20 protein-coding genes are annotated in these 26,676 nt (G+C 64.6%); 8 read left to right on the top strand and 12 right to left on the bottom strand.

All coding sequences use genetic code 11. The features are described 5' to 3' along the window. The first annotated feature begins 43 nt into the window (after positions 1-43). Both HNO53_RS11260 and HNO53_RS11255 read left to right on the top strand, forming a co-directional pair. The gene (locus HNO53_RS11260; protein WP_209472213.1) at positions 44-1,225 is read left to right on the top strand and encodes an acyl-CoA dehydrogenase; all 1,182 of its coding nucleotides are present in this window, start codon (positions 44-46) and stop codon (positions 1,223-1,225) included. Positions 1,226-1,291: 66 nt separating this feature from the next. Further along, positions 1,292-2,497 carry a CaiB/BaiF CoA transferase family protein gene (locus tag HNO53_RS11255; RefSeq protein WP_209472212.1) on the top strand — a complete coding sequence of 402 codons (1,206 nt, stop codon included), beginning with the start codon at positions 1,292-1,294 and terminating at the stop codon, positions 2,495-2,497. A 10-nt stretch (positions 2,498-2,507) separates the two neighbouring features. On the opposite strand, the gene ppsR is transcribed toward HNO53_RS11255, so the two are convergent. Further along, positions 2,508-3,341 carry a posphoenolpyruvate synthetase regulatory kinase/phosphorylase PpsR gene (ppsR, locus tag HNO53_RS11250; protein WP_209472211.1) on the bottom strand — a complete coding sequence of 278 codons (834 nt, stop codon included), beginning with the start codon at positions 3,339-3,341 and terminating at the stop codon, positions 2,508-2,510. Positions 3,342-3,604: 263 nt separating this feature from the next. On the opposite strand from ppsR, the gene ppsA reads away from it, so the two are divergent. Further along, on the top strand, positions 3,605-5,977 hold the full coding sequence (gene ppsA, locus HNO53_RS11245; RefSeq protein WP_209472210.1) for a phosphoenolpyruvate synthase: 2,373 nt from the start codon (positions 3,605-3,607) through the stop codon (positions 5,975-5,977). A 105-nt stretch (positions 5,978-6,082) separates the two neighbouring features. Next, the gene (ggt, locus tag HNO53_RS11240) at positions 6,083-7,912 is read left to right on the top strand and encodes a gamma-glutamyltransferase (RefSeq protein WP_209472209.1); all 1,830 of its coding nucleotides are present in this window, start codon (positions 6,083-6,085) and stop codon (positions 7,910-7,912) included. A gap of 33 nt (positions 7,913-7,945) precedes the next feature. Here the strand turns inward: ggt and HNO53_RS11235 are convergent, their stop codons facing one another. The 4 genes from HNO53_RS11235 to acnB all read right to left on the bottom strand — a co-directional run bounded on the left by HNO53_RS11235 (position 7,946) and on the right by acnB (position 14,051). Beyond that, positions 7,946-9,817 carry a glycerophosphodiester phosphodiesterase family protein gene (locus tag HNO53_RS11235; RefSeq protein ID WP_209472208.1) on the bottom strand — a complete coding sequence of 624 codons (1,872 nt, stop codon included), beginning with the start codon at positions 9,815-9,817 and terminating at the stop codon, positions 7,946-7,948. Between the two features lie 88 nt (positions 9,818-9,905). Next, the gene (gene rraA, locus HNO53_RS11230; RefSeq protein ID WP_209472207.1) at positions 9,906-10,394 is read right to left on the bottom strand and encodes a ribonuclease E activity regulator RraA; all 489 of its coding nucleotides are present in this window, start codon (positions 10,392-10,394) and stop codon (positions 9,906-9,908) included. 133 nt (positions 10,395-10,527) lie between these two features. Next, positions 10,528-11,136 (bottom strand): outer membrane beta-barrel protein, encoded by a 609-nt coding sequence (locus tag HNO53_RS11225; protein ID WP_209472206.1) that lies wholly within the window; start codon positions 11,134-11,136, stop codon positions 10,528-10,530. A gap of 311 nt (positions 11,137-11,447) precedes the next feature. Continuing rightward, positions 11,448-14,051 (bottom strand): bifunctional aconitate hydratase 2/2-methylisocitrate dehydratase, encoded by a 2,604-nt coding sequence (acnB, locus tag HNO53_RS11220; RefSeq protein ID WP_209472205.1) that lies wholly within the window; start codon positions 14,049-14,051, stop codon positions 11,448-11,450. Positions 14,052-14,305: 254 nt separating this feature from the next. Here acnB and HNO53_RS11215 point away from each other — a divergent pair, with 254 nt between their 5' ends. Genes HNO53_RS11215 through HNO53_RS11205 form a run of 3 tightly spaced genes read left to right on the top strand, consistent with a single transcriptional unit; the run spans position 14,306 to position 19,397 of the window. Continuing rightward, positions 14,306-14,788, top strand: coding sequence for a DUF1289 domain-containing protein (locus tag HNO53_RS11215; RefSeq protein WP_209472204.1), 483 nt, complete (start codon positions 14,306-14,308; stop codon positions 14,786-14,788). A 4-nt stretch (positions 14,789-14,792) separates the two neighbouring features. Then, positions 14,793-15,428, top strand: a complete 636-nt coding sequence (locus HNO53_RS11210; protein WP_209472203.1) for a MiaE family protein — start codon at positions 14,793-14,795, stop codon at positions 15,426-15,428. A gap of 30 nt (positions 15,429-15,458) precedes the next feature. After that, positions 15,459-19,397, top strand: coding sequence for an ATP-binding protein (locus HNO53_RS11205; protein ID WP_209472202.1), 3,939 nt, complete (start codon positions 15,459-15,461; stop codon positions 19,395-19,397). A 20-nt stretch (positions 19,398-19,417) separates the two neighbouring features. Here the strand turns inward: HNO53_RS11205 and HNO53_RS11200 are convergent, their stop codons facing one another. The 4 genes from HNO53_RS11200 to queC are packed head-to-tail and all read right to left on the bottom strand — an operon-like array spanning position 19,418 to position 21,898. Continuing rightward, positions 19,418-19,702, bottom strand: coding sequence for a YkgJ family cysteine cluster protein (locus tag HNO53_RS11200; protein ID WP_209472201.1), 285 nt, complete (start codon positions 19,700-19,702; stop codon positions 19,418-19,420). Continuing rightward, complete coding sequence (locus tag HNO53_RS11195) at positions 19,699-20,544, bottom strand: 6-carboxytetrahydropterin synthase (protein WP_209472200.1); 846 nt, start codon at positions 20,542-20,544, stop codon at positions 19,699-19,701. The genes HNO53_RS11200 and HNO53_RS11195 overlap by 4 nt, the downstream gene beginning before the upstream one ends. Next, positions 20,544-21,188, bottom strand: coding sequence for a 7-carboxy-7-deazaguanine synthase (queE, locus tag HNO53_RS11190; protein WP_209472199.1), 645 nt, complete (start codon positions 21,186-21,188; stop codon positions 20,544-20,546). Before queE ends, HNO53_RS11195 begins: the two co-directional genes overlap by 1 nt. Then, positions 21,188-21,898, bottom strand: a complete 711-nt coding sequence (gene queC, locus HNO53_RS11185; protein WP_209472198.1) for a 7-cyano-7-deazaguanine synthase QueC — start codon at positions 21,896-21,898, stop codon at positions 21,188-21,190. Before queC ends, queE begins: the two co-directional genes overlap by 1 nt. A gap of 208 nt (positions 21,899-22,106) precedes the next feature. On the opposite strand from queC, the gene trhP reads away from it, so the two are divergent. Further along, complete coding sequence (gene trhP, locus HNO53_RS11180; protein ID WP_209472197.1) at positions 22,107-23,522, top strand: prephenate-dependent tRNA uridine(34) hydroxylase TrhP; 1,416 nt, start codon at positions 22,107-22,109, stop codon at positions 23,520-23,522. Between the two features lie 79 nt (positions 23,523-23,601). Here trhP and HNO53_RS11175 read toward each other — a convergent pair whose 3' ends face one another. From HNO53_RS11175 to HNO53_RS11165, 3 genes are all read right to left on the bottom strand, one after another. Then, complete coding sequence (locus HNO53_RS11175; protein WP_209472196.1) at positions 23,602-25,125, bottom strand: sensor domain-containing diguanylate cyclase; 1,524 nt, start codon at positions 25,123-25,125, stop codon at positions 23,602-23,604. A 117-nt stretch (positions 25,126-25,242) separates the two neighbouring features. Further along, a complete protein-coding gene (locus HNO53_RS11170) occupies positions 25,243-25,479 on the bottom strand; it encodes a DUF2789 domain-containing protein (RefSeq protein ID WP_209472195.1) in 237 nt (78 codons plus the stop codon). A gap of 107 nt (positions 25,480-25,586) precedes the next feature. Beyond that, positions 25,587-26,639 (bottom strand): asparaginase, encoded by a 1,053-nt coding sequence (locus HNO53_RS11165; protein WP_209472194.1) that lies wholly within the window; start codon positions 26,637-26,639, stop codon positions 25,587-25,589. Positions 26,640-26,676 lie beyond the last annotated feature (37 nt).

Raw genomic sequence — 26,676 nt, 5'->3', positions numbered from 1 at the left:
CTACATTCGATAAAAATGTCGAAATTCCTCCAGGAGAGCCGCCATGAGCCAGATTACCCCCGTCACTTGGGAAGACCCGTTCCGCCTGATCGACCAGCTCGACGAAGACGAGCGCATGGTCCTGCAGACCGCCCATGACTACTGCCAGGACAAGCTCATGCCGCGCGTGCTCGAGGCCAACCGCCACGAGCGCTTCGACCGCGAGATCATGAGTGAAATGGGCGAGCTGGGCCTGCTCGGCGCCACCATCGACGGCTACGGCTGTGCCGGCATGAACTACGTCAGCTACGGCCTGATCGCCCGCGAGGTGGAGCGCGTCGACTCCGGCTACCGCAGCGCCATGAGCGTGCAGTCGAGCCTGGTGATGTACCCCATCCACGCCTTTGGCAGCGAAGCACAGCGCGAGAAGTACCTGCCCAAGCTGGCTAGCGGTGAGTGGGTAGGCTGCTTCGGCCTCACCGAGCCGGATCACGGCTCCGACCCGGGCGGCATGTCCACCCGTGCCGTGCGCACCGACAACGGCTGGCGCCTCAACGGCACCAAGACCTGGATCACCAACTCACCGATCGCCGATGTGTTCGTGGTCTGGGCGCGTGACGAGGAGGGCGTGGTCAACGGCTTCATCCTCGAGAAGGGCATGAAGGGGCTCACGGCGCCCAAGATCGAAGGCAAGTTCAGCCTGCGCGCCTCGATCACCGGGCAGATCGCCATCCAGGACGTGGAAGTCTCCGACGACCAGCGCCTGCCGGGCGTGACCGGCCTGAAGGGGCCGTTCTCGTGCCTCAACCGGGCCCGCTATGGCATCGCCTGGGGTAGCATGGGGGCCGCCGAGGCTTGCTGGCACGCTGCCCGCCAGTACACCTTGGATCGCAAGCAGTTCGGCCGCCCCCTGGCCGCCAACCAACTGATCCAGAAGAAGCTTGCCGACATGCAGACCGAGATCGCCCTGGGCCTGCAGGCCGCGCTGCGGGTCGGCCGCATGATCGATTCCGGCCAGCTGGTGCCCGAGGCGATCTCGCTGATCAAGCGCAACAACTGCGGCAAGGCGCTGGACATAGCCCGCGTCGCGCGTGACATGCACGGCGGCAACGGCATCGCCGACGAGTACCACGTGATTCGCCACGTGATGAACCTCGAGGCGGTGAATACCTACGAGGGCACTCACGACGTTCACGCGCTGATTCTGGGTCGTGCGCAGACCGGTCTTCAAGCCTTCGCCAACTAATTCGCCAAGCGCCAAACGTTACCTCTAACGAGGAGCGACGCAGCGACGAATGTGGAAGGAGTCAAGATGAGTCGACCGCTGGAAGGCATCACGGTGCTCGACATGTCGCGAGTGCTGGCCGGCCCCTGGGCCGGCCAGCTGTTCGCCGACCTCGGCGCGCGGGTTATCAAGATCGAGCATCCCGAGCGCGGCGACGACACCCGCGGCTGGGGGCCACCTTGGCTCGCTGAAGCTGACGAGGCTGAGAGAGTGGCGGCATATTTCCTGTGCGCCAATCGTGGCAAGCAGTCGCTGGCAGTGGATGTGGCAAGCGATAGGGGCCAGACACTGATTCGTCGGCTTGCCGCCGGCGCCGATATCGTGCTGGAGAATTTCAAGGTCGGCGGTCTGGCCAAGTACGGCCTCGATTATGCCAGCCTCAAGGCGCTCAATCCGCGGCTGATCGGTTGCTCGATCACCGGCTTCGGCCAGGATGGCCCCTATGCGCATCGCGCCGGTTACGATTTCATGATCCAGGCCATGGGCGGACTGATGAGCATCGGCGGTGAGCCGGACGGCATGCCGATGAAGACTGGCGTAGCGATCACCGACGTCATGACCGGGCTCTACGCCACCATCGGCGTGCTGGCGGCGCTGCACGAGCGCGACCGGACCGGGCAGGGGCGGCACGTGGACGTGGCGCTGCTCGACGTGCAGGTGGCGGCACTCGCCAATCAGGCGCTCAATGCCCTGGTCAGCGGCGTCTCGCCGGAGCGCCACGGCAATGCCCACCCCAACATCGTGCCCTACCAGGCCTTCGCCTGCGCCGACGGGCATCTGGTGCTGACCGTGGGCAACGACAGCCAATTCGAGCGCCTGGCCGAGCTGCTGGGCCAGCCGCAATGGGCCAGCGACCCGGCCTATGCCACCAATGCGGCCCGGGTGGGCAATCGTGCAGACCTGGTGCCGCTGATTCAATCCATCTTCCTCACCCGCGGACGCGACGAATGGCTGGCCGAACTGGAGGCGCGGGGCATTCCCGCCGGGCCGATCAATACCATTGCCGAAGTCTTCGACGACCCTCAGGTGAAATATCGCGGCATGCAGCGTTCACTCAAGCGCGGCGAGCTCGACGTGCCCCAGGTGGCCTGTCCGCTGCACTTCGACAGTGAGCCCGCCATGAGCGAGGTCGCGCCGCCCCGGCTGGGCCAGGATAGCGACGCGATACTCGCCGAGATGGGCCTGACCGCCGAGGACATCGAGCGGCTCAGGCGCGAGGGTGTCGTTCGTTAGGCTCTCTCGTTCAGCGCGGCGAGAAGCGTCGCGTCAGCCCCGTCTCGGCGATCATGCGGGTGGAAATCTCCTCGATCGAGAAGCGCGTGGTATCGATGTAGGGAATGTGCATCTGACGATACAGGCCCTCGGCCTGTTCCACTTCCTGCACGCACTGGTCCAGCGAGCTGTAGCGGCTGTTGGGTCGCCGCTCATGGCGAATCGCAGCCAGCCTGCGCGGGTCGATGGTCAGGCCGAACAGCTTGTGACGGTACTGGGCGAGGGCGCGGGGCAGCTTGAGGGTTCCGTCCTCGTCGAGGTCGTCCTCGGTGAGCGGATAGTTGGCGGCGCGGATACCGAACTGCAGGGCGAGATAGAGCGAAGTCGGCGTCTTTCCACAGCGCGACACGCCGACCAGGATCACGTCGGCCTGATCGTACTGGTGCGTGCGGGCACCGTCGTCGTTGTCCAGGGCGAAGTGGACCGAGTGGATGCGGTCCATGTACACCTCGTCCTTGCCGATGGAGTGGGTGCGCCCGACGGTATAGCTCGAATGGGTGCCAAGCTCCTTTTCCAGTGGCTTGAGGAAGGTCGAGAAGATGTCGATCTTGAAACCGGGCGCGCTGCGGATCACCTCACGAATCGACTCATCGACGATGGTGTCGATGATGATCGGCTCCTCACCATCGCGCATCGCGGTGTCCGTAATGATCTCGACCAAGGTTTGGGCCTTGTCGAGCGAGTCGATGTAGGGCTTGGTCAGCATGCGCAGGTCGACGTTCTCGAATTGGGCGAGCAGACTGCGGCCCAGGCTCTCGGCAGTAATGCCGGTGCCGTCGGAAATGAAGAAGGCGGTACGGGACATGGCGTCGGCGGTATCCGTAGAGGGTTCGATGGAACATTGTCAGGGCTGGTGTCGGCGACGGCAAGGCGTGGTTCCTGCCGGTGGCGCAGCGCTCGACTACAGAAACGGCTCGAAACGGACGATTGTTGTAAAAAACCTCCAGTGACTTCGATGTTAGACCAATGGCGAATATGGCCGCTTGCGTTTATGGTGGGCAGCATTGCGCACTTTGCCAGAAACCGGGCTTCGGATAAGCCTGGGCAACGAAGATTCAAGGGGGTTACGTGGAAGAGTACATCCTGTGGTTCGATCAACTCGGCATGGACGACGTCGAGCGGGTAGGCGGCAAGAACGCTTCGCTCGGCGAGATGATCTCCAACCTGTCGGGAGCCGGCGTCACCGTTCCTGGCGGCTTTGCCACGACTGCCCATGCCTATCGCGAATTCCTGGCCCATGAAGGGCTCAATGAGCGTATCAATCAGGCGCTGTCACGACTCGACGTGGACGACGTCGGTGAGCTCTCACGCGTCGGTGCCGAGATTCGCCAGTGGGTGATCGACACCCCGCTGCCGCCGACCTTCGAGGAACACCTGCGTACTGCTTACGACAAGCTGTCCAGCCTGCATCCCAGCCTCAAGGTGGCGGTGCGCAGCTCGGCTACCGCCGAGGATCTCCCCGATGCCTCTTTCGCCGGCCAGCAGGAAACATTCCTCAATATCGAAGGCTTCGACAACGTCAAGCGTGCCGTGCACGAGGTTTTCGCCTCGCTGTTCAACGACCGTGCCATCTCCTACCGCGTGCATCGCGGCTACGCCCACGAGAACGTGGCGCTGTCGGCGGGCATCCAAAAAATGGTGCGCTCCGAGACCGGAGCCTCGGGCGTGATGTTCACCCTCGACACCGAGTCCGGCTATCGTGACGCGGTGTTCGTCACCGCCTCCTGGGGGCTGGGGGAAACGGTCGTTCAGGGATCGGTCAATCCCGATGAGTTCTACGTGCACAAGCCGACGCTGGCCGCGGGACGCCCGGCCGTGCTGCGGCGTAACCTCGGCTCCAAGCTGATCAAGATGATCTACGGCAGCGATGCCAGCGCCGGCAAGTCGGTTTCCACCGTCGACGTACCGCTCAAGGACCGCGCGCGCTTCTGCATCAACGATGACCAGGTGATGGCATTGGCGCGCCAGGCGGTGACGATCGAACAGCACTACGGCCGCCCCATGGACATCGAATGGGCGCTCGACGGCGATGACGGCGAGCTTTACATCGTCCAGGCGCGTCCGGAAACCGTGGTCTCCCAACAGGAGGGCGGTAAGCTGGAGCGTTTTCATCTCAAGGAGAAGGGACGCACCCTGGTGAGCGGGCGCGCCATCGGCCAGCGCATCGGTCGCGGTGCGGTGAAGATCGTCTTTACCCCCGAGGAGATGGACAAGGTCAATGCCGGCGATGTGCTGGTCACCGACATGACCGATCCCGACTGGGAGCCGATCATGAAGCGTGCCTCGGCGATCGTCACCAACCGCGGCGGGCGCACCTGCCATGCGGCGATCATCGCTCGTGAGCTGGGTATCCCGGCGGTGGTCGGCTGCGGCGATGCCACCGAGATTCTCGAAGATGGTCGCGACGTCACCGTCTCCTGTGCCGAGGGCGACACCGGGCATGTCTACGAGGGGCTGCTCGACTACGACCGTCGCGTCACTAGCGTCGATTCGATGCCCGAGATCCCGTTCAAGATCATGATGAACGTTGGCAACCCGGATCGCGCCTTCAGCTTCGCCAGCCTGCCGCATGCCGGTGTCGGCCTGGCGCGTCTGGAGTTCATCATCAACCGCATGATCGGTGTACACCCCAAGGCGCTGCTGGAATACGACACCCTGCCGCTGGACCTGCAGCAGACCATCAATCTGCGCACGGCCGGCTATGCCAGCCCGGTGGATTTCTACGTCGACAAGCTGGTCGAGGGTATCTCGACTCTGGCGGCGGCGTTTCATCCGCAGCGGGTCATCGTGCGCCTCTCCGACTTCAAGTCGAACGAGTACGAGAACCTGATCGGCGGCAAGCTCTACGAGCCGGGCGAAGAGAACCCCATGCTCGGTTTCCGCGGTGCCTCTCGCTACATCTCCGATGCCTTCCGTCCCTGCTTCGAGCTGGAGTGCAAGGCGCTCAAGCGTGTGCGCGACGAGATGGGACTCGACAACATCGAGATCATGGTGCCGTTCGTGCGTACCACCGACGAGGCCCGCGAGGTCGTGGAACTGATGGCGGCCAACGGGCTCAAGCGCGGCGACAAGGGCCTCAAGGTCATCATGATGTGCGAGCTGCCGGCCAACGCGCTGCTGGCCGATGAGTTCCTCGAGTACTTCGACGGTTTCTCTATCGGCTCCAACGATCTGACCCAATTGACGCTGGGCCTGGATCGCGACTCGGGTATCGTGGCGCACCTGTTCGACGAGCGTAATCCGGCGGTGAAGCGGCTGCTGGCCATGGCCATCCAGGCCTGCCGGGCCAAGGGCAAGTACGTCGGCATCTGCGGCCAGGGCCCGTCCGACCACCCCGATCTTGCAAAGTGGCTCATGGAGCAAGGTATCGATTCCGTGTCGCTCAATCCCGATGCGGTACTCGAGACCTGGTTCATGCTGGCGGGAGAAACACTCTCGTAGCTAAGTTTGCTTAATTTACAAACTTGCCCGATTGATGGCTCTCAATCGGGCATTTTTTCGCCTATGCTGTACACCTCTTACATGGAGTTACCGAGGGGCCCGCTCATGGACTTCCGATCAGTTTCCTTGCGTCGATACTGGTTAGTTACAGTTGCTTCAGCGTGTGTGCTGGGTACGCCGCTGTTGGCAACATCCGAGGTGGCCTTTCAATACGAAGCCCCGGCCATCGAGCCGGAGGCCGCGTCCGGCTACGATGAAAAAACCGGCTGGGCCACTGAGCGCTTTGCCGTGGCAGCCGCCAATCCGCTGGCCACCGATGCCGGCTATCAGGTACTCAAGGCGGGTGGATCCGCCGTGGATGCCGCCATCGCCGTGCAGATGGTGCTCACGCTGGTGGAGCCCCAGTCGAGCGGCATCGGCGGAGGAGCCTTTCTGATGCACTACGACGGCAGCGGGGTGAAGGCCTACGACGGCCGCGAGACTGCCCCCCGTGCCGCCAGCGAATCGCTCTTTCTCAACGGTGGGGGCGAGCCCCTGGAGTTCATGGAAGCGGCAGCCAGTGGTCTGTCGGTTGGCGTACCGGGCACCGTGCGCATGCTCGAGATGGCCCATGAGAACCATGGCAAGTTGCCTTGGGCGGAGCTGTTCGCTCCCGCCATCACCCTGGCGGAAGAGGGCTTCGAGGTCAGCCCGCGCCTGCATACCAGCTTGGCCGCCGAGGAGCGGCTGCGCGACGATCCGCTGGCCAGCGAGTTCTACTACACCGAGGAGGGCGAGCCGCTACCTGAGGGGCATCGCTTGCAGAACCCGGCCCTCGCCGAGATTCTGCGGGAAATCGCCGAGAACGGCAGCAAGGCGCTGCATACCGGACCAATCGCCGAGGACCTCGTGCAGCGGGTGCAAGGCCATTCCTCCCGACCGGGGGCGATCAGCCTGGAGGACATGGCCACCTACGTGGCGAAGGCTCGCGACCCGCTTTGTACTGATTGGCAGGCATACCGTGTCTGCGGCTTCCCGCCGCCGTCCTCGGGGCACCTGACCATCATGCAGATACTGGGCATCATGGAACACCTGCCGGATCTGGACGAACCGCTCGAAGAGGATCGGCCCGGCACCGAGTGGCTGCATCGCTTCCTCGAAGCGTCGCGGCTGGCCTTCGCGGATCGTAATAAGTTCATCGCGGATCCGGATTTCGTCACTCCTCCCGGCGGCAGCTGGAACAGCATGCTCGACGAGGACTACCTGGCCGAGCGCGCCGAGCTGGTCGGTGAACAGAGCATGGGTCCCGATGGGGCTCAGGCGGGCAATCCTGGCGAGGTGGAGACGGCATGGGCTGTTCAACCCATCCAGCCCGAGTACGGCACCAGTCATATCAGCATCGTCGACGAGGAAGGCAATGCCGTCGCCATGACCACGACCATCGAGTCAGCGTTCGGCTCTCGCATCATGGCCGATGGCGGCACCGGGCTGCCGGGCGGTTACCTGCTCAACAACGAGCTCACCGACTTTTCGTTCCGTCCGCTCGATAGCGATGGCTCGCCGATCGCCAATCGGGTCGAGGCCGGCAAGCGGCCCCGCTCGAGCATGAGTCCGACGCTGGTCTTTGACCGCGAAAGCGATGAGCTGATCGCCAGCCTGGGTTCGCCCGGTGGGGCGGCGATCATTCATTACACCGCCAAGGCGCTGGTGGCCATGCTCGACTGGGGCCTGGATGCCCAGGAGGCGCTCGACCTGCCTCACGCCATCACCTTGGGTGGGCCGGCCTATCTGGAAGAGGGCCGATTTCCTGCGGAAGTGATCGAGACGTTGAATGAACTGGGTCATGAAGCCAGCGAGCGCGAATTGACGAGCGGTCTGCAGGCAATTCAGCGCACCGAGGAGGGCTTTTTTGGAGGGGCTGATCCACGTCGTGAAGGCGTGGTGATGGGCGACTGACGAGACTTGGTGGCGCCCCTTGGGCGCCACCGTTCAACGTCGCAGCCAGTTGCGCAGTTTCACCAGCAGAATCGCCCCGTCGCTCAGCTCGCGGCGATCGCGGATGAGTTCGGCGAGGCGTTCCGGGTGGTCGGTGATGATGGCATCGACCCCGAGATCGATCATCTGCGACATGCGCGCTCGGTCGTTGACCGTCCAGGCATGCACTTCGTAACCCAGCTCACGCGCCAGCCGGATTTCGTTCTCGGTGATGCGGTTATGGCGTAGCCCCAGGGCATCGAAACCGCGTCGATCGAGAGTCCCCGGCATGACCAGCTGTGCCAGCAGGGTCACGCGCAGGTCCGGCTCTTGTTCCTTGATCATGTCCAGTACATTGGTCGACATCACCGCCAGCCTCGTCTCCCCGCTGACGTCGGGGCTGCCGCAACGGGCGGCCTGTGCCGGCGACACATGAGACAGGCACTCGCGGCGCGCTGCGGTTTCCCGCTGCAGTGAGTCGAGTACGGCCTTCACCAGAGCGGCTTCTTCCCCCGGTTCCGGTTTCATGTCGATCATCAGGGCGCTCTTGCCGCGTACCGCGGCGAAAGCTTCGTCGAGGGTCGGAACACGTTCTCCGACGTAAGCGTCGCCGAACCAACTGCCGACATCGAATCGCCGAAGCGCCTCGAGGGACATTTCGTGCAGGAGGCGTGAGTCGCCGGTCAGGCGCTGCAGGCTACGGTCGTGGTAAAGCACCGCCTCCCCATCGGCCGTCAGGCGCACATCCACTTCCACGTAGTGGGCGCGATCCGCGCTGGCTTGCTCGATTGCCGAAAGCGTGTTTTCGGGAGCGGCTGCCGAACTGCCACGATGTGCAATGATGGCCACATCGTCGCGAAGTCCGAAACTGTTGACAATCCACCAGGCCTGAACCAGGGCGAACAGCACCACGGCCAACTCCACGCCCCAGGCGAGCCGGCCGGGGTGGGCATCGGGTGGTGGTGGAGCGGGGCGAGGCTCACGGTGGGCCAGGCGCAGGTAGAGGCAGGCCGAGAGCAGCGCATTCGCCGCGATACCGACGAAGGTGATCGCCAAGGTGGCCAGCACGTAGCCCGTGGCGTACGCCAGCATGGCCGGGATCAGCACCGCATTGCGTTCCGGTAGCCACCACAGCAGGGGGGTGAAGACATGATCGAAGAGTGCGCTGGTCATGAACGGCAGGGCGACGATCACCAGCAGCATGGAGATCACCACCAACGCGACCTTGCCCCGATGGCCGCGGGTCAGTTCACGGCTGCGCTGCAGGGCGGCGAGAGGCGACAGGTTCTCCAGCATGACAGTTGGCAGTGCCAGGATCCAGCGGACGTAGAGCCAGCCCGCGATGAGCGCCCAGGCGAGGGACAGCGGTATGGCACCAGCCAGGAAGAGCGATAATGCGGGGGGTCGCATGCGCAGCACGAAATAGGGGTCGAGCCCGCCGATGACATTCTCGTATAGCCAGCCTAGCAGCAGCGCGACGGGAATCAGCAGCAGCAGGTGCGTGCCCACTTGCAGCACCACCAGGCCGGCTAGGACGGGGAGGCGGCGCAGAGTTTGCCACAGGGCAATGAACGCCAGTTGGTAGTGATTGTCGCGACGCTTCACCGCCACCAGAATCATCCCGGCCTGTTGCAGGTAGAGCACCAGGAACGTCAGACCGATGGCCGCCAGTAGCCAGAGTATGCCCCCTGGGCTGAACAGCAGGTCGAGTAGCGCGGCATTGGTCACGACCGTTCGGTCGAATCGCCTGAGCAGGCTGGTCAGCGTCCAGGCCACGCCCGGCAGCAGCAGGCTCGAGGCCAGCAGGGTGAAGAAGAGATGGTACGCCACCAGTGGACGCAGGTGCTCTCGCAGGCTGCGAAGAAGATCCACGCCTAGTGACGTCATCGATACGGAGGCTCCCGGTCAGAGTACTTGCCACAAGCGTGGCACCGCCGCCGGCGGTTGGACAAGCGCCGCCGCGCGGCGGTTGGCATCAAGCGTCGAGCGGCAGGCGCTCTTCGGCCACCACGATGCCATTGTTGTCGGCATACAGCCACTGCCCCGGACGCAGGGTAGCGCCGGCAAACGTGACTGGTATGTCGCGGCTGCCTTCACCGCGTTTTTCGCTTTTGCGGGGATGGGCACCGAGGGCCTGAACGCCCAGATCGGTCTCGGCCAGGACGTCGACGTCGCGCACGCAACCATACATGACGACACCCGACCAACCGTTATCGACGGCCTGCTCGGCCAGCATGTCGCCGAGCATGGCGCAGCGCTGGGACCCACCGGCGTCGACCACCAGCACCGCACCTTCTCCAGCTTCGCCGACGGCCTGCTTGACCAGCGAGTTGTCCTCGAAGCACTTGACGGTGCGTATCGGACCGCAGAAGGCATCGCGCCCGCCGAAGTTGATGAAGATCGGGTCGAGAACCTGGACTTCAGGATGGGCGTCGCAGATGTCCGGTGTAATGATGGCGCTCATTGCAGGTTCCTTGCCTGGGAAATGATGGTCGGGATGATGCCATGGTTTGTGCGCTCAGGCCTTCGTCGATTCGTCGCAGGCAGGCACGCCACCGGCGGTGGCACGGTGGCGTGGGTGAAGCGGGGCAGCGGGACTAGAAGCGAAGCCCGACCGAAGCGGTGAAGGTGTCGAGAGTGTAGTCGCTGTCGAAGTCGTAGCGCTCGTACTCGGCACGGATCAGCACCGGATTGAGGTTGAACTGGGCACCGAGGCCGTAGACCGGGTCGAAGCCGTCGTTGTTTTCGAGATCGACATTGGCGTCGCCCAGGTTGCCGTCGACATCGGTCTCCCAACTGGCAGCCCCGACCTTGGCGAAAGGCGTGAACCAGCTCGTGATCGGAAACTGGCCGATCAGGCTGGCGCCGTAGGCGCTGGACTCCAGGTCGGTGTTGGCACCATCGGTGCCACGCAGGCGCACACGGCCGAGGTCGGCGTAGAAGGCCTCGGCGGCCAGGTAGCGGTTGAACTGGTAACCGGCGAAGCCCTTCCAGACGTTGTCGTCATCGTCGAGATCGAAATCGCTGCTGCCGCTCTCGATGAAGTTGTCCACGTCGTCGCGGTCGTTCTCCAGCGAACTGAAACCGGTACCGAGGCCCAGGTAGGCATAGCGCTCGTGCGGTGCGTTGGCCTGGGCTTGTGCCCCAGCGGCAAAAAGCAGCGTGGTGGAGGCGAGTGTTACGGTGAGGAGCGTTCTCTTCGACATGTTCTGACTCCTTGAATGTCCCTTGGCCTCTCGAATCCCTCTTCATTCTCGTGCCTGGACGACTCCAGGCCGCCAGTGCACAGAGGCTCCTTAAAGTTAGACTCGCAGGGAACGGCTCACAAGGCGAGGTAGGTAAAAAAACGTAGCGAGGCGTCGCCTCGCGGCGACATGAAGGTAAGGCAATACAGTGACTTATAAAAAAAGCGCCCTCGTAGGAGGGCGCTTCGTTCATCGGCTCCGGCATCTTTTGCAAGGTGCCATCGATGTTGCGAGCATCGGAGTCGAACCTGATGCTATCGGAATTCGAGGTATCAGGCTTCCTGAGCGACCGGAATCACGTTGGAGGCGGCGTTCTGATACTCCTCGATCTCGTGGAAGTTCATGTAACGATAGATCTCGCCGGCCATGGCGTCGAATTCGCCCATGTATTGCCGGTACTCCTCGACGGTCGGCAGGCGACCCTCAACCGCGGCCACCGCGGCCAGTTCGGCCGACGCCAGATAGACGTTGGCGCCGTCGCCCAGGCGGTTGGGGAAGTTGCGGGTCGAGGTGGAGACCACGGTGCTCTTGGCGGCGACACGGGCCTGGTTACCCATGCACAGCGAGCAACCCGGCATTTCCATGCGTGCGCCGGCGCGACCGTAGATACCGTAGTATCCCTCTTCGGTAAGCTGGTGCTGGTCCATCTTGGTCGGCGGTGCCAGCCACAGGCGGGTCTTCAGGCTGCCGGCGGGCTGCTTCTCGAGCAGCTTGCCGGCGGCGCGGAAGTGGCCAATGTTGGTCATGCACGAGCCGATGAAGACCTCGTCGATCTTCTCGCCAGCCACGTCGGAGAGCAGGCGGGCGTCGTCCGGGTCGTTCGGGGCGCACAGTACCGGCTCCTTGAGCTCGGCGAGGTCGATCTCGATGACCTCGGCGTACTCGGCGTCCTTGTCGGCGCGCATCAGGCTCGGGTTGGCCAGCCACTCTTCCATGGCCAGGATGCGGCGTTCGATGGTGCGCTTGTCGCCATAACCGTTGGCGATCATCCACTTGAGCAGGGTGATGTTGGACTTCAGGTACTCGGTGACGCTCTCTTCGGACAGCGTGATGGTGCAGCCCGCAGCACTGCGCTCGGCGGAGGCGTCGGAAAGTTCGAAGGCCTGCTCGACGGTGAGGTCCTCAAGACCTTCGATCTCCAGCACGCGGCCGGAGAAGGCATTCTTCTTGCCTGATTTCTCGACGGTCAGCAGCCCCTGCTTGATGGCGTAGTAGGGGATCGCATGGACCAGGTCACGCAGGGTGACGCCGGGCTGACGCTTGCCCTTGAAGCGCACCAGCACCGATTCCGGCATGTCCAGCGGCATCACGCCGGTGGCGGCGGCGAAGGCGACCAGGCCCGAGCCGGCCGGGAACGAAATGCCCAGCGGAAAGCGCGTGTGGGAGTCGCCGCCGGTGCCCACGGTGTCGGGCAGCAGCATGCGGTTGAGCCAGCTGTGGATGATGCCGTCGCCCGGGCGCAGCGAAACGCCGCCGCGGTTCATGATGAAGTCGGGCAGGGTGTGGTGAGTCTCCACGTCGACCGGCTTCGGGTAGGCGGCGGTGTGACAGAAGGACTGCATCACCAGGTCGGCCTGGAAGCCGAGGCAGGCGAGATCCTTCAGCTCGTCGCGGGTCATCGGGCCGGTGGTGTCCTGGGAGCCCACGGTGGTCATCTTCGGCTCGCAGTACATGCCCGGGCGCACGCCCTCCATGCCGCAGGCCTTGCCCACCATCTTCTGCGCCAGGGTGAAGCCCTTGCCGGTGTCCTTGGGCTGCTCGGGCAGGCGGAACACGTCGGACTGGGGCAGGCCCAGTGCCTCGCGCGCCTTGCCGGTCAGGCCGCGACCGATGATCAGCGGGATACGGCCGCCGGCGCGTACTTCGTCGAGAATCACCTGGGTCTTGAGCTCGAAGGTCGAGACCACCTCATCGGTGCCGTGCTTGCACACCTTGCCTTCATAGGGGTAGACGTCGATCACGTCGCCCATCTCGAGCTTGGAAACGTCCATCTCGACGGGCAGGGCGCCGGCGTCTTCCATGGTGTTGAAGAAGATCGGGGCGATCTTGCCGCCGAAGCAGAAACCGCCGGCGCGCTTGTTGGGCACGTTGGGAATGTCGTCGCCGAAGAACCACAGCACGGAGTTGGTGGCCGACTTGCGCGAGGAGCCGGTGCCGACCACGTCGCCGACGTAGGCGACCGGGAAGCCCTTGGCCTTCACCGCTTCGATCTGGGCCAGCGGGCCCTTGGTGCCGGGGACTTCAGGCTCGATGCCTTCGCGCTCGTTCTTGAGCATGGCATTGGCATGCAGCGGGATGTCGGGGCGCGACCAGGCATCGGGGGCCGGAGAGAGGTCGTCGGTGTTGGTCTCGCCCGGCACCTTGAACACGGTCAGGGTGATTTTCTCGGCCAGCGCCGGCTTGGACAGGAACCACTCGGCGTCGGCCCAGGACTGTAGAACGTCCTTGGCCACGGCATTGCCGGCCTTGGCGCGCTCCTCCACATCATGGAAGGCGTCGAACATCAGCAGGGTGTGCTTGAGCTGTTCACCGGCCTCCTTGGCCAGCCCGGCGTCATCCAGCAGCTCGACCAACGTGGCGATGTTGTAGCCGCCCTGCATGGTGCCCAGCAGCTTGACGGCGTGCACCTTGTCGACCAGCGGCGACTCGGCCTCGCCCTTGGCGATGGCGGTGAGGAAGCCGGCCTTGACGTAGGCAGCCTCGTCGACGCCGGGGGGAACGCGGTTGGTGAGCAGGTCGAGAATGAACTCTTCTTCGCCAGCGGGCGGGTTCTTCAGCAGTTCGACCAGCGCAGCAGCCTGCTCGGCATTCAGGGGCTTCGGCGGGACGCCCTCGACGGCGCGTTCTTCGACATGTTGGCGATAGGCTTCAAGCACGTTGGGGCCCTCATCTGGTGTGTTGCCCAAGGCGGTTCGGTACGGCGACGAACATCGGCGAAAAGGCCGCCCTGGCGGGAAAACAACCGTAGTCACTGGGTGGCGCGATTCTACGGCAAACTGTCGACAATGTTAAGTTGGCCCTCCTGGCGCGGGGCTAGACTTTGGTCGTCGCAATGTCTGCTGAACTACAGGGTGCCACCCGGAGCAGGGCGCGTTACCATGGGCGGGTTAAACGATTAGGGGATGGGTAGATGTGCGCGCGTATCGCCTCGCCCTGCGTGGGGCTCTGTTCGACGACGCTGGGGGACCCGGTGTGCCGGGGCTGTCAGCGCACCGACGACGAGATCGGCGAATGGATGGCACTGTCCGCCGAGCAGCGCGACCATCGCATGACAGAGCTGGATGGCCTGCGTGAACGCGTGGCCGGCCGCTTCCTGCGGGTCGATGACGCAGCCTGCCTCGAGGCGCAGCTGAAACGCCACCGCATTCGCTTTCGCTCCGAGCAGCCTTCGCTCTCCCGTGTCGTGGAGCTACTGAGGGTCGGGCGTGACCGCATACGCGACCTGCGGCGCTACGGGGTGACGCTGCGGGAAGGGGCGGTGGAGCTCGATGCCGCCGAACTCCACGACCGCCTAAGCGCAGAGCTCATGGTCGAGGCGGGTGAGCGTCGGCGTGCGCAGCGAGCGTGTACGGACTCCCCCTGTTGCTTGCCTGACCCAGAATTGCCGAGCTGACACCATGTCCGAGACCCTGGATGCGACCCGCAACGACATCGAGCTGCCGCCTGGCCTGCTTACCTTTCTTGCCTGCCCCACGCCCGACGCCTGGGTCGAGTGGGCGCTGAACAATCCTGAGCTGCTGCTGATCGATCACGCCCAGTGCGAGAAGAAAGCCGCCTCAACCGCCATGAGCCTGCTCTATCGCTATGTGAACCAACCGCTGCTGCTTTCCAAGATGTCCCAACTGGCCCGTGAGGAACTGTTGCACTTCGAACAGGTGGTCAAGCTGATGGAGTCGCGGGGCATCGAGTATCGGCACCTGAGCGCATCACGCTATGCCGAAGCGCTACGCCGACACGTTCGTCCTCAAGAACCCGACAGGTTGGTCGATATTCTCATCATAGGGGCTTTCATCGAGGCGAGGAGCTGCGAACGTTTTGCCAGGCTGATCCCGCACCTGGATACCGAGCTGGCTCGCTTCTACCGCTCGCTGGTGAAATCGGAAGGCCGGCACTACGAAGACTACCTGATGCTGGCGCGATATCTTTCGTCGGATGCCATTGACAAGCGAGTGGATTTCTTTGCCGAATGCGAAGCACAACTAATAGTCACGCCGGACACGGCGTTTCGTTTCCATAGTGGCGTGCCGGCCTGATGCCGCCACTTTGCCATGCAGGGTTCCGTCATGCAGGACGCTTCTGTAACCGAGCATAACAGTGAGGATGGCGATCATCTGACGCTGTTCGGCCAGTTCTCGCTGGTGCTGGGCGATGATGTGCTGACCCAGTTCAGCTACGACAAGGTCAAGGCACTGCTGGTCTACCTGCTGTTGCATCAGCAGCCGGTCAACCGAGCCAGTCTGGCCGAATTGCTATGGCCCGATCAGGGGCTCTCTTCGGGGCGCACCAACCTGCGCCACGCACTGCACTGCCTGCGCCAGTCACTGGGCGAACACGCCGAGCAAGTACTGGTCGTTTCTCGTCAGACCATTGCCTTCCGCCGCCCTGACGGCTGGCGTTTCGACCTGCACGAACTCCAGCAGTTGCTGGAGGGCACGCAGGACGTGGCCACGCTCGAGCGGCTGCTGCGACGCTATCGCGGCGATCTGGTGGAAGAGCTGCAGCTGTCGGCTTGCACCGAGTTCCAGCGCTGGCTGGTGCAACTGCGTAACGAATGGCGCCAGCGTGTCATCCGCTTCGCCGAAGGCGTGCTCGAGCGAAACGAGGACGTGCCCGATGCGCTGCTGCATACCCTGGTCAGCCGCTTCTCGGGCTATGGTCCGTTCCATGAGCGCCTAGTGGGCCAGCTTGCCGAGCAGGGTCAGCTCGCCGCGGCTCACGAACAGTACAATGCCTACCTGCAGCTGCTGGCGCTCTCCGGCCAGCAGCCCGAGCCGAACTTTCTCCAGCTGGCGCGCTACTGGTCGGACGGCAGTCCGGACCTGCAGAGCCTGTCGCCCCAAGGCGCATTCTCTCGCACGCTGGCGGCCGGCAGTTCGCCACTGCGCGAGGACGAGATCGAGCAGCGTCAGCTCTCGGTGATGGCGATTCGCCTGCGGGTCAACGGAGAGTTCTCCGCCCGCGACGAAATCCGCGCCTGCCTGGCCCTGCAGATCGAGCTGATGCGTTGGCTTGAGCAGCAGTGCCACCACCTGGGCGGTTTCTGGCTGCCTGGAGCTACCGGTGGCCTGGGGTTGGCCTGCTTCGGCACTCACGGCCCGGCACACCAGCTGGCCGAGCTGGTAGCGCTCTACGAGCATTGCCGGCGTGTGTTGCCCGACGAAGTCGCGCGCCATTGGAGCGGCGAAGACGAAGCGCCGCGCATCGAGCTGGCGGCCGGTCTCAATAGTGGCCGTGTCGTCTATTTGCCCGAGCGCCAGCTGGTCGACCCGTTGGGCCAGGTGACCCAGGGCGCGCTTGACCTGATGTGTGCCGCCGAAGGCAGCGAGCTGGTCATTTCCCAGGAAGCAAGCCAGCACATGCCGCCGGCGCTGGACCTGCAGCCGCGTCTTTCCTCGCGGCTGGTGGCGAGCGACGGTCGGGTACGTCTGCGTGCACTGGTGCTGGGTCAGAACGAGGGCGGTCGCGATGCCATGCCGCCGAGCCTGGTTGGCCGTGAGTCCTCGCTGCGCGTGCTGCGCGACGCTCTGGCCCGGGCCGGCATCGGCCTGCGCCAGAGCGTGCTGGTGCGAGGTGCGTCCGGCATGGGCAAGTCGGCCCTGATGGTAGGATTTCGGCAGCTCGAACTGAGCCGTGACGCGGCCATCTGCTGGAAGCCCACCACTCGCCTGTCGGTACTGGAGCCTTACGGGGTAGCGCGTACGCTGCTGCGCTGGCGGCTCGACGACACGCTCGACAAGGAGGGACTCGAGGGCCTGATGAGCCAGTGCGAAATCGCACTGAGCCCCGAGCAACTGGCGTTGCTCGAGGAGGCGCTGGGCGTCAGAGAGTCTTCCGAGGTGGCGCAGCTGGCCAAGAGTGGCGAGGCGGTGGATCTTGTCGTTGCGCTGCTGTGCCGGGTCATCGAGCGACATGCCGCCGAGCGTCCACAGGTGTTGATGATCGATGATCTGCAGTGGCTAGACGAACCTTCGTTCCGCGTGCTGGCCGGCCTGCAGGCACGCCTGCCGATCAATTGCGCCTTTCTGCTGGTGGCCAGCCACCATGGCCGCGAGACCCTGCCCACGCGACTGCACTGGGACCAACAGGTTGCCCTGAGCCATCTCGATGCGATGCAGTCGTCACGGCTGCTGTCGCAACTGGCCAGGCGCTACCGACTGCACCTCAGCCCGCGCCTGCGAGGCCAGATCATCGAGCGCTGTGATGGCGTGCCGCTCTACATGCAGGAGATCTGCCGGCGCTTGGAAATGGACCGTCGCGAGGGGCGCAGCGTGCAGCTCGATGAGTTGCCGCGTGGTCTGCTTGGTCTGCTGGCCGGACGCATCGACCAGCTCGATGGCGACCGTGAGGTCGCGCATGTCGCCGCCGTGCTGGGCCGCCGTTTCCGGCTCGATTTCCTGGCCGAGTGCAGCGGCTGGGACATGACGCAGCTCAACCGAGCCCTCGAGCAGATGCGCCGGCTCGAGATCATTGAGCCCGCCGGGGGCGAAGGCGGATGCCGCGAATACCAGTTCAGTCACCAGTTGCTGCAGGAAGCCGCCTACCTCTCCTGTCCTCGTGACGTGCGGGTGCGCATTCACCGTCAGGTCGTCAGCCTGATCGAGGAGCGCTTCCCGATGTGGATCGGACGGCATCCCGGCGATTTTGCCACCCACCTGCGGCGCAGCGGACATTACGCCCGAGGGGCGCGCTATTTTGAACTGGCGGCGCGCGAGGCGCTCAAGGTCAGCGCCAACCGTACCGCACTGAAGATGGCCGACTTCGGCCTGGCCAGCCTGCGCCACGTGGAAGGCCAGGAGGAGCGCGAGATCAGCCTGCTGACCGTGCGTGGTCAGGCTGCCTTCGCCCTCGAGGGACACGGCTCGCCGACCGCTCACGAAAGCTTCGTGCGCGCCCGCGAGTTGCTGGTTCAGCATGGAGGTTGCCATGCCGAAGACGCCGAGGACCTCGAGCAGGCCTTCCTGGTCAAGTGGGGGCTATGGGTGGGCTGCAGCCAGCGCCATGCACATGCCGATGCCTTTTCCCTTGCCGCCAGCCTGGCTTCCATCGCCGGGCGCCTCGACGATCCTCGCTACCAGCGTCTCGCCGACTACGCCCGAGCCAACTGCGAGTACTGGGCGGGCCGTATTCGGCAGGCATTCGAACATCTCGACGAGATCGCTCCGCTGGAGCAGCCGATGCTGATCGAATGGCTGCCATTCTCCGAACACCCCCAGGTGGCAGCGGCTTGCTTTCAGGGCTGGGCGATTTGCCTGCGCGGCGACTACCGGCGCGCCGAACAGCAGGTCGAGGCGGCAATCCGCCTGGCCGAGCGAATCGGGCACCCCGGCTCGCTGGCTATGGCGCTGCTGTTTGCCGCGGCGCTCTACCGACAGCTTGGCCATGTGCACCTGGCGGCACGCCGTGCCGAACAGGCCGTGGCTCTGACGGAGACACCGGACTTGCATCTGTGGCAGGTATCGGCCCAGGCGATTCTGGGCTGGCGCCGGGCTCTCTCCGGTGATCGCGATGGCCTGAAGATGATGGAGCTGGCTCAGGAGGAGCTCGGGGAGATCACCGGCCGTGACCGTTACCATCGACCTACCCTGTGGTACAGCGACGCCTGCCTGGCGCTGGACGAACTCCCTCGGGCAGAGGATTACCTGGACCAGTGCCTGATGATCGCGCGCGAGCGCAGTACCCTGTTCGTCTCCGAGCTGGCGGTGCAGCTCGCACGCGTACGCCACCGTCTCGGGCGCCCGACGAGCGAAGTGCGGCTGTTGGTTGAGCAGGCGCTCGAGTGCGCTCGCCTGCACGAGAACCGTCACCAGGAGCTCTGTGCACTCGAGGCGTGGCTGACCTTGGTCGACAGCCAGGATGAAGCCTCGCGCGACCAGTTCCGGGCGTTGCTCGACAGTGTGAGCCACAGCGATGCCCCGGTACTGATTCGCTGGCGCATGCTGCTCGACCGCCAGCTACCGCAGTCGCTCGATATCGCCGGGCGCGTGGCAGTCGGCAACGGGTGAAGGCGTCAGGGCTGAGCGTGTCAGGAAGAGGTGCCGCACTCGAGCATGGCAATGCGCTGCAATGCCTGGGTTCGGTCCTCTCCGCATAGCGCGCTGTCGAAAGCGAAACGTTCGCACACCGTGGGACGGTTCGGATCGCCGAACAGGCGACAGAGGTTATGCTCGTCGAGCTGCACGCAACGCACGCCGGCCGGTTTGCCATCAGGCATGCCGGGTATCGGCGAACTGATCGAGGGGGCAATGCAGCAGGCGCCGCAGCCGGGGCGGCACGACTCGGCGGCGTCAGCGGAAGCCTGCTGGCTCATGGCCTGGCCTCGGCGATGGCACCCTTGTCGATTCCCTCGAATGCCTGCACCCGCGTGGACAGTCCCGTCTGGCCGGCGATCTGCCGTGCCAGCCATTCGGCAATATGTTCGACCGTGGTGGGAGAGTCGAGCACGATGCAGCGCTCCAGCGGCAGCCGCAGTTGAAAGCGGCCCTGCTCGGCGCGGTAGCGGCTGGTCAGGCTGGGAGATATCTCGAATTCGGCCTGGTCGATGACGTCGGTTGCATCGACCAGGTAGCGATCGTCCAGATAGCGTGCCCACTGGGTCTCCAGCGCGGGGCAGCGCTCGCCGCGCTGCCAGATGTGCAGGCGCGAGCGGTGACCATGAGCGATACGCTGGCAGTTGCCGGCGTGATGCTTGAGACCGTGGCTGTATGTGTAGGCGGCGCCATCGATGACCTCCGCACGCAGGCGCAGGCGAATGTCGCTGACCCGCGGCGGTGGGCGCTTCATCAGCTCCCGGGCGAGGAAGTCGGCGAGTCGCTCCGGAGTGACCTCGGCCCAGGGCAGCAGCGTGAAGGCCTGTCGCGGAGCGCGAACCTCCAGCGAGTAGGGGCGCGAGGTACGTAGGCAGATCCCCTCGCTGCATTCACTGACGCTGATGCCGGGTGCGCGCGTCGGCACCAGCAGCGTATGGTCGGCGCCGGCATCCAGGCGCGACTTGATCCATGGCTTGACCTCGCCGAAATCGAACAGCATGCCATCCTCGCCGAGCTCGCCGTCGAGCTCGGCATCGACGTACCAGCTGACACCGATCAGCCCGCGCTGCGGGCACCAGAGTGAGGCGTCGAGCTGGCTCAACCGGTTGACGAACAGAGTCATCAGTCGATTCCCGTTATCTTGTGGGTCTGCAGCGACAGGCGCCACTGCGGATTGGCCAGACAGTAGGCCACGGTCGCGTCCAGGTGCCGGGTTCTCTCGGCAAGCGGCGTGGTGTCCAGCGGTTGCAGGTAGAAGTGGCGAAAGTCGAGATCGGTGAAGCGCTCGGGCGGCGCCTCCTGCTGCGGGTAGACCAGCTTGAGTTCGTCGCCCCGGGTCAGCGCCAGCGACGTGGCGGCCTTGGGACTGACACACAGCCAATCGATACCGGCAGGCGCGGGCAGGGTGCCGTTGGTTTCCACTGCCACTTCGAAGCCACGCGCATGCATGGCATCGATCAGCGCCTCGTCGAGCTGCAGCAACGGCTCGCCGCCGGTGAATACCACATAAGGTGCTGCCCGCTCCTGTGCCTCGGGCCAGAGCGACATCAAGTGCTCCGACAGGGCATCGGCGCTGGAGAAGCGTCCACCGTGCTGCCCATCGGTACCGATGAAGTCGGTATCGCAGAAGCGACAGGCGGCACTTGCCCGGTCCTGCTCGCGCCCCGACCACAGGTTGCAGCCGCTGAAGCGACAGAAGACGCTGGCACGACCTGCTCGCGCCCCCTCGCCCTGGAGTGTGTAGAAGGCTTCCTTGACGTGATACATCAGGCGCCTCCGCTGACGAGGTCAGGGCGCGGCGCATCGGTGGAATACCCCAGTGGATCGCTCACACCGTTGGCGGCGAAGGCGGCAAGCCGTTCGCGGCAGCTGCCGCAGCGGCCACAGGCAAGCGTATCGCCGCGATAGCAGGTCCAGGTCTCGGCGTAGTCGAGACCCATGGCCAAGCCCTCGGCGAGTATTTCCGCCTTGCTCGCGCGCAGGTAGGGCGCACGGATCTCGACCGGCTCGAAGTTGGCGATACCGGCCACCGCATTCATGGCGTCGACGAATTCGGGGCGACAGTCGGGATAGAGGACGTGGTCGCCGCCGTGGGCACCGTAGTCGACCCGCCTGGCGCCGATATTCACCGCCTTGGCGATGGCCAGCGACAGCAGCACCATGTTGCGGTTGGGCACCACCGTAGCGGTGAGGTTCTCCTCGCCATAGTCGCCCTCGGGCATGTCGCGGCGGGTATCGGTCAGCGCCGAGTTGTCGATCAGACCATGAATGGCGCGGATGTCCACCACCTGGTGCGGCACGCCGAGTGCGCTGCACACGCGGGCAGCGACTTCCAGCTCCCGGGCGTGGCGCTGACCGTAGTCGAAGGAGAGGGCGTGAACGTCGCAGCCCTCGTTCAGGGCGCGATGGAGGACGGTGAAGGAGTCCATGCCGCCGGAGTAGATCACCACGGTGGCATCGGGGGAGACGTTGGTCATAGTGAGGCTCTGAGTCGGAGAATTTGTCACTCCCGCTTTGGGCGGGCGCCGGGATCCGGTCCGGCGCGCGTCAGTCTACCTGTTGGAGCGAACGCTGGCCAGAGCCCCACCCGCTTGCTAGACTTTCCGCCCTCTCTATCTCAGCACTGCGTTTCGCCGACAGCGAAAATCGTGCAGCGCTGCATCGTCCTGACAACGGTGACCCCACATGAAAGCTCCCGAACTGCTCTCCCCGGCGGGGACGTTCAAGAACATGCGCTACGCGTTCGCCTATGGCGCCGATGCCGTCTACGCCGGCCAGCCGCGCTATTCGCTGCGCGTGCGCAACAACGACTTCAAGCTCGACAACCTGCATCGCGGCATCGCCTATGCTCACGAGCGCGGCAAGCAGTTCTACGTGGCGTCGAACATCGCGCCGCACAACAGCAAGCTGAAGACCTACCTGCGCGACATGGAGCCCGTCATCGAGGCCGGGCCGGATGCGTTGATCATGTCCGATCCGGGGCTGATCATGATGATCCGCGAGCGCTGGCCCGAGCAGGTGATCCATCTCTCGGTGCAGTCCAACGTGGTCAACTGGGCGGCCGCCAAGTTCTGGCAGCGACAGGGAATCAGCCGCATCATCCTGTCGCGGGAGCTGTCGCTGGAGGAAATTGCCGAGATTCGTGCCGAGTGCCCCGACCTCGAGATCGAGACCTTCGTGCATGGCGCCCTTTGCATCGCCTATTCGGGCCGTTGCCTGCTCTCCGGTTATTTCAATCACCGCGACCCCAACCAGGGTACCTGTACCAATGCCTGCCGCTGGCAGTACAACACAGTAGCCGCCGCCCAGGACGAGACCGGCGACCTGGTACCGGCGAACTCCGCGGCGGCCCATGCGGCCAGCGGCGTGTGGACGCCCGGCCAGGGCGGGCTGATCGCCTCCGGTGGCGGTAGCACGACCCACAGCACGGCGACGGCTGGAGGGGTGGAAGGCCAGGACGAGCTTTCCGCCTTGATCGAGGATGCCACCCGGCCGGGCGAGCTGATGCCGATCTTCGAGGACGAGCACGGCACTTACATCATGAACTCGAAGGACCTACGCGCCGTGCAGCACGTGCCCCGGCTTGCCGAAATGGGCGTGACGTCACTCAAGATCGAAGGACGCACCAAGTCCCACTACTACGTGGCGCGCACCGCTCAGGTCTATCGGCGTGCCATCGACGATGCCGTAGCGGGCCGGCCCTTCGACATGCGGCTGATGGACGAACTCGATAACCTGGCCAACCGCGGCTACACCGAAGGCTTCTATCGCCGCCACGTACATGACGAGTACCAGAACTACGAGCGTGGCAATTCGGTCGGCGTACATCAGCAGTTCGTCGGCGAGGTGATCGGCTACGATCCCGGTCGCGGCGTCCTCGAAGTGGACGTCAAGAACCGCTTCGAGGTGGGTGATGGCATGGAGCTGATGCTGCCCGGCGGCAATCGGCGCTTCAAGCTCGAGCACATCGAGAACAAGCGCGGTGAGTCGGTCCAGGCGGCGCCGGGCTCCGGTCATGTAGTGCGCATTCCGGTGCCGGGCGAGAGCATTGCACCGGAACGCATCGAGTTCGCCCTGCTGATGCGCGATTTGCCGGACTAGGGCATTGTGACTGTCGAATCAAGACGACGAAGGCGGCCAATGGCCGCCTTCGTCGTCTTGCCGAGGCATCCGGTGAGAATCAATCGGAAGCGTCCGGCTCATGGTAGTGCCCCACGCCGTCACGACCGTCGTGCTTGACGCGGTACATGGCCTTGTCGGCGGCGTCGACCAGGCTGGCGGCATCCTCGAATTCGCCATCTTCCAGATCGGCAATGCCGATGGAGGCGGTCACGTGCAACGGCTTGCCGTCGGCCTGGGCCAAGGGTTGGGTGGCGAGGTATTCGCGAATTCGGTCGGCCAGGATGCCGGCATGCTGACGGCGGGTGTTGGGCATGATGACCAGGAATTCCTCGCCGCCATAGCGTCCCGCGATATCGCTTTCCCGCACCATGTTGTTGAGCGCGGCGGCGAAGTGGATCAGGACCTCGTCGCCGAAACGGTGCCCGAAGCTGTCGTTGATCCGCTTGAAGTGGTCGAGGTCGATGAACATCACCGACAGGGGCTGACGGGCACGCTTGGCGCATGTGAAGTGCTGGTCGAGGCGCTTCTCCAGCCAGGGGCGATTGGCCAACTGCGTTAGATGGTCGGTGCGGTGCTGTTCGTCGAGCACGACATGGCTGGCGTGCAGCGCCTCCAGCTCCCGTTGCTGTTCGGCCAGCCGAATCGTCATTTTCAGGTTCTGCTCGAACAGCAGCTCCTTGGCCTCGGCCAGCAGGTGAGTGCTGTCGATAGCTGGGGGGCAGGTGATCTCGAACAGGCGTGCCAGTGAGGGTAGGCGATGCTGCAGCTCCTGCATGACCGTCATCAACATGACGATGTCCAGCGAGGCGACCGACGCCAGCTGACGCAGCAGGGCGCTGAAGGCGGAGGCCGAGTCGGCGGCGAGCCAGCAGTCGGCGATGCGGCATGAGAGGCGCAGGCAGAGCTTGCGCGCATCGCCGTCGGCCAGCGGGCCATGGCTATCGATGATGCCCAGCGCAATGGGGCTGGGCACGCCCCAGCTCATGGCGATCCACGCTCCTACCAGGGCATGATCGCAGCCGTAGCGTTCTTGCTCGGCCTCGCTCAGCTTCTGGTGTTGGCGAAGGTCGGGAATGTGCGCGGCATAGGCATCGTTATCCAGCGCCTCGAAAGCGAGTATGCCGATGTCCTGCAGCAAAGCGGTGGTGAACAGCTGAGGGGCTTCGTGCGGACACAGGTGCTGGGCCAGTTCCTGGGTGGCGGTGGCGGCGATGATGGCCCGCTGGCACAGGTACTCATGGTCGAGGACGGCATTGGCTCCGGGGCGGGGGAGGCCGAAGCTCAAGGCGATTGCCAGCGTCGCATCCAGACCGATGCGCGAGACGCCGTCCAGGCAGGTGGAAACGGCATTTCCGCCCCGTGAATACGAGGCGCTGTTGGCCATTGAGAGGAGTCGCAGGGTAAGGGCGGGATCCTGCTCGATGGCGCGGGCGTAATCGGCAAGGCAGGGGTCCGAAGAGCGGGCAATGGCGATCAAGCGCGCTGCCGCAGCCGGCAGGCTGGGCAGCGTACGGCATTCGGCCAGTCGGCTTCGCAGGACTTCGGGCAAGGGCGGTAATGCTTGAGTGGCGAGGTCAGCCACGTCAAAAGGTTCCGTTATCGATATCCTATCGATCGGCATAGTGTTCCCCGCCCGTATTGGTTCTTGTTGTCCCCGGCCAAGCCTAGCAGAACGGCATTCGACCAAGCGTTTGAAAAATTATTGCTTCCTCAACGATGCATCGAGGTGGTCGACGACCTCCGCCCAGTCGGCATCTTCCTCCAGCGCCGTATACAGGAACTCGGCCTGAGCGGGGTTCCAGAAGGGGGCCTGATACAAGGCCATCTCGGGCGGCAGTGGGGCATGCTGCTCGAGGAAAGCCTTGATCGAGGCTTCATCGGCCGCAAGGCCCAACTGTTCGAACAGCTCGCTGAAGGGGTGGTCGGGATGCTCCATGTCGCAACTCCTTAAGCCTGGGGTTTTGCTTCGTTACGTTCAACTTAGCCCGACAGCGGCGAGACGCCAGCCGCTGCGGCAGGCATGGCGGGCCGGCGCCGCCCGGATCAGCGCTCGCCGACCAGCGGTGTGAGAAATCGTCGGCGACGCTCCTGCTCGTCGAGCGGCTGCGCCAGGAGATGTACCAGCTTGGTCATGGCTGCCTCCGGGGTCATGGCGTCCCCCGAGAGGACGCCGGCCTGCACCAGCCCTTGGCCGGCTGCGTAATGCCCCGGTGCAATGCCGCCGATCGGGCACTGACTGATCGCGGCAAGCAGTTTGCCCTCGCCGCTGGCCTTGGCCAGCATGCCGACCAGTTCAGGATCGTCTGGAACGTTCCCCCCTCCCCAGACCTCGAGCAGCGCACCGCGTACTCGATTGTCGCCGAGCCAGGCGTCGAGCTGCCAGGGCTGGATCCCGGGCCAGAGCGTGAGCCTGACCACGCCGCCCTCGGCCAGCGAGGTATAGTCCGGCAGTTCGAAGCGAGGGGCGCCGCGCTGCTGGGCTTCGAGTCCGCGACCGGGATAGAGGACCGCGTCGTCGTCGATGCGCTCGCCCAGCACGGGGTAGTTGAAACTGGCAAAGGCGTCGTCGGCCTCGCTGTGAGTCTTGCGTGTGCGCACCCCCCGCAGCAGGCGCCCGGCGAAGGCGATCGCGACTTCCTGCAGCTCCGGCTTGGCGGCGAAGCGCAGGGCGAGCTCGATGTTGTCGAGCGCATCGCTGCCTTCGCTCTCCAAGGGTTGCATGGCCCCGGTCACCACCACGGGGCGGTCCAGTCCCTGTAGCTGATAGGCCAGGCTGGAAGCGGTCCAGGACAGGGTATCGGTGCCGTGCAGGACGACCACGCCGGCGTAGTCGCCCACCTGGGCGGCGATGGAAGCGCCCAGGCGCTGCCAGTCACGGGGCGTCGCCGCGCTCGAGTCGATGGGGTCGCTTGTCGACTGAACGGTGAAGCGTGGCAGGCTAGCCTGGCGGCTCGGGGGCAGGCCAGCCAGCGCCCGTCGCAACCTCGCCTCGATATCGCCTCCCGGGGCCAGCCCTTCGGCACTGGGAATCATGCCCAGGGTGCCGCCGGTGTAGAGCACCAGTACGGGGCAGTCGGAAGAGGCGGATACGATCATGGCAGTTCCTGACGTCAGAGGTTCGTTGAGACACGCC

This window comes from Billgrantia antri (assembly GCF_017868935.1).
Classification (GTDB): domain Bacteria; phylum Pseudomonadota; class Gammaproteobacteria; order Pseudomonadales; family Halomonadaceae; genus Halomonas; species Halomonas antri.
The sequence above is the reverse complement of the archived record's forward strand: the minus strand, read 5'-3'. Positions and strand labels throughout refer to the sequence as shown.

What these genes read in the sequence shown, in the direction of transcription:
- HNO53_RS11260 (WP_209472213.1), top strand. Translation starts at nt 44, where the DNA reads ATGAGCCAGATTACCCCCGTCACTTGGGAAGACCCGTTCCGCCTGATC.
- HNO53_RS11255 (WP_209472212.1), top strand. Translation starts at nt 1,292, where the DNA reads ATGAGTCGACCGCTGGAAGGCATCACGGTGCTCGACATGTCGCGAGTG.
- ppsR (WP_209472211.1), bottom strand. Translation starts at nt 3,341, where the DNA reads ATGTCCCGTACCGCCTTCTTCATTTCCGACGGCACCGGCATTACTGCC.
- ggt (WP_209472209.1), top strand. Translation starts at nt 6,083, where the DNA reads ATGGACTTCCGATCAGTTTCCTTGCGTCGATACTGGTTAGTTACAGTT.
- HNO53_RS11235 (WP_209472208.1), bottom strand. Translation starts at nt 9,817, where the DNA reads ATGACGTCACTAGGCGTGGATCTTCTTCGCAGCCTGCGAGAGCACCTG.
- rraA (WP_209472207.1), bottom strand. Translation starts at nt 10,394, where the DNA reads ATGAGCGCCATCATTACACCGGACATCTGCGACGCCCATCCTGAAGTC.
- HNO53_RS11225 (WP_209472206.1), bottom strand. Translation starts at nt 11,136, where the DNA reads ATGTCGAAGAGAACGCTCCTCACCGTAACACTCGCCTCCACCACGCTG.
- HNO53_RS11215 (WP_209472204.1), top strand. Translation starts at nt 14,306, where the DNA reads ATGTGCGCGCGTATCGCCTCGCCCTGCGTGGGGCTCTGTTCGACGACG.
- HNO53_RS11210 (WP_209472203.1), top strand. Translation starts at nt 14,793, where the DNA reads ATGTCCGAGACCCTGGATGCGACCCGCAACGACATCGAGCTGCCGCCT.
- HNO53_RS11205 (WP_209472202.1), top strand. Translation starts at nt 15,459, where the DNA reads ATGCAGGACGCTTCTGTAACCGAGCATAACAGTGAGGATGGCGATCAT.
- HNO53_RS11200 (WP_209472201.1), bottom strand. Translation starts at nt 19,702, where the DNA reads ATGAGCCAGCAGGCTTCCGCTGACGCCGCCGAGTCGTGCCGCCCCGGC.
- HNO53_RS11195 (WP_209472200.1), bottom strand. Translation starts at nt 20,544, where the DNA reads ATGACTCTGTTCGTCAACCGGTTGAGCCAGCTCGACGCCTCACTCTGG.
- queE (WP_209472199.1), bottom strand. Translation starts at nt 21,188, where the DNA reads ATGTATCACGTCAAGGAAGCCTTCTACACACTCCAGGGCGAGGGGGCG.
- queC (WP_209472198.1), bottom strand. Translation starts at nt 21,898, where the DNA reads ATGACCAACGTCTCCCCCGATGCCACCGTGGTGATCTACTCCGGCGGC.
- trhP (WP_209472197.1), top strand. Translation starts at nt 22,107, where the DNA reads ATGAAAGCTCCCGAACTGCTCTCCCCGGCGGGGACGTTCAAGAACATG.
- HNO53_RS11170 (WP_209472195.1), bottom strand. Translation starts at nt 25,479, where the DNA reads ATGGAGCATCCCGACCACCCCTTCAGCGAGCTGTTCGAACAGTTGGGC.
- HNO53_RS11165 (WP_209472194.1), bottom strand. Translation starts at nt 26,639, where the DNA reads ATGATCGTATCCGCCTCTTCCGACTGCCCCGTACTGGTGCTCTACACC.